This is a genomic window from Plectonema cf. radiosum LEGE 06105, from assembly GCF_015207665.1.
Taxonomy (GTDB): Bacteria; Cyanobacteriota; Cyanobacteriia; order Cyanobacteriales; family Nostocaceae; genus Rivularia; species Rivularia radiosa_A.
On the sequence record NZ_JADEWL010000294.1, the window covers coordinates 1 to 1,933 of the forward strand.

A 1,933-nucleotide genomic window follows, 5' to 3' on the forward strand; every position below is an offset into this window, starting at 1 on the left:
TGGGGGGATTGCTTCCATTTTTAATTACTATTTGTGTTTGTTTTTGTTGATTTTGAACTGATAACTGTTTACTGTTAACTGATAACTGTTCACTGTTAACTGATAACTGTTTACTGTTAACTGATAACTGTTCACTGTTAACTGATAACTGTTCACTGTTAACTGATTTCTGGGAGAATTGTTGAGTAATTAAAGTTTCTGGTTGGGAAATAACCTCTGTTGATGCGGGGGTACCTTCAACCACCGGAATTACAAGATTTTCCCCTTGTTGGTTGTCAGGAATGGCAGTAGAATCATTTGCAGTTGCCTGCTGGTGAATGTTGCTAGCCGCTAAACTAACTAAAGTAAAAATTGCCGCTGAAGAAACTCGCATAATATTTAGCCTGAATCACTGAAAGTTAGCTTGTATTTTGATAATGAGTTTTGATTATCAGGTTCGTCTTCGGGGATACTACCAACTTTCAGCTTTTTCGGTTTATTTATAACTTTATATATCCCTCTTGCTTTTTGAGACAGTTAATCAAAAATATTTGTTTCTCATGAGTGAATTATCACCCCTTCCCTTTACACAAAAAATACGAGCTAATCCTGCTACTTCACGATTATTGGTATTAAGTAATGGACATGGAGAAGACGCGATCGCGATTCGCATTTTAGAAGAATTGCAACAGCAACCTTTATCACCGCAAGTCTTTGCTTTACCTTTAGTAGGTGTTGGACGTGCTTACCAAAAGTTAGATATTCCGATGATTGGTTCAGTACGTTCGATGCCTAGTGGTGGTTTTATTTACATGGACGGACGGCAGTTAGCCGGGGATGTACGTAGTGGTTTACTACAACTTACTCTCAATCAATTTAAAACTGTACGTCGCTGGGTAAAAACTCAGAAAAAATCCGGCTATTCGGTAAAAATTTTGGCTGTAGGGGATATCGTACCGCTATTATTCGCTTGGTTGAGTGGTTGTGAATATGCTTTTGTCGGTACAGCAAAATCGGAATATTATCTCCGAGATGAAACTGGCTGGTTGAAACGAGATACTCAAGCTGCTCGTTGGGAAGGCTGGAGTGGTTCAGTTTACTTACCTTGGGAACGCTGGTTAATGAGTCGCAGACGCTGTAAAGCTGTATTTCCTAGAGATTCTTTAACAACACAAATATTAAAACAGTGGAAAATCCCCGCTTTCGATTTAGGAAATCCGATGATGGATGGGTTAAATCCCAGCTTCCCATTACAAAAGTTTTATAGTGCCGATACTCGCAAACAAGAAATAGAACGTCCTTTAGTAATTACTCTTTTACCTGGTTCCCGCACTCCAGAAGCCTACGCAAACTGGGAAAAAATTACAGTTGCAGTTTCGGCATTAATTGCTATGTTCCGCCAACCAGATTTCGTCGGACACACCAATGGTAATGTTGTATTCTTAGCAGCTATCGCTCCCGGTTTAGACTGCAATATCTTAGCTGAAACCATTAAAAATCAAGGCTGGAGTGCCATACCAAATCAACAATCTCAAATTCAGATTCCTGATAATCAAGCATTGACATTCAAACAAAAAAATGGTTACATCATTTTTACCCAAACGAACTATAATGACTGCTTGCATTTAGGAGACTTTGCGATCGCAATGGCTGGGACAGCTACAGAACAGTTTGTCGGTTTGGGAAAACCAGCAATCATTATACCAGGAGAAGGACCCCAATTTACCCCAGCTTTCGCTGAAGCTCAAAGTCGTCTTTTAGGTTGCTCGGTAATTTTAGTCGAGAAACCCGCTGATATAGCCTCAGAATTTAAAAGCTTATTTGCGAATCCCGATAGATTGTATGCAATTGCCAAAAATGGCGAGCAACGTATGGGTAAACCGGGTGCTGCTCAAAGAATTGCCCAATGCTTTTGGGAGTTAGGGGTTAGGGGTTAGGAGTTAGGAGTTAGGGG

2 protein-coding genes are annotated in these 1,933 nt (G+C 40.1%); one reads left to right on the plus strand and one right to left on the minus strand.

Translation table 11 applies throughout. The annotated features are described in order from the left end of the window. The coding region (locus IQ247_RS32055) for a hypothetical protein (RefSeq protein WP_228060237.1) at nt 1–373 on the minus strand (373 nt) is incomplete at its 3' end. 166 nt (nt 374–539) lie between these two features. Between IQ247_RS32055 and IQ247_RS32060 the strand changes: the two genes are divergently transcribed. Then, nucleotides 540–1,916: a lipid-A-disaccharide synthase-related protein gene (locus IQ247_RS32060; protein ID WP_193926224.1), complete on the plus strand. Its 1,377-nt coding sequence runs from the start codon at nt 540–542 to the stop codon at nt 1,914–1,916. Nucleotides 1,917–1,933: the final 17 nt, after the last annotated feature.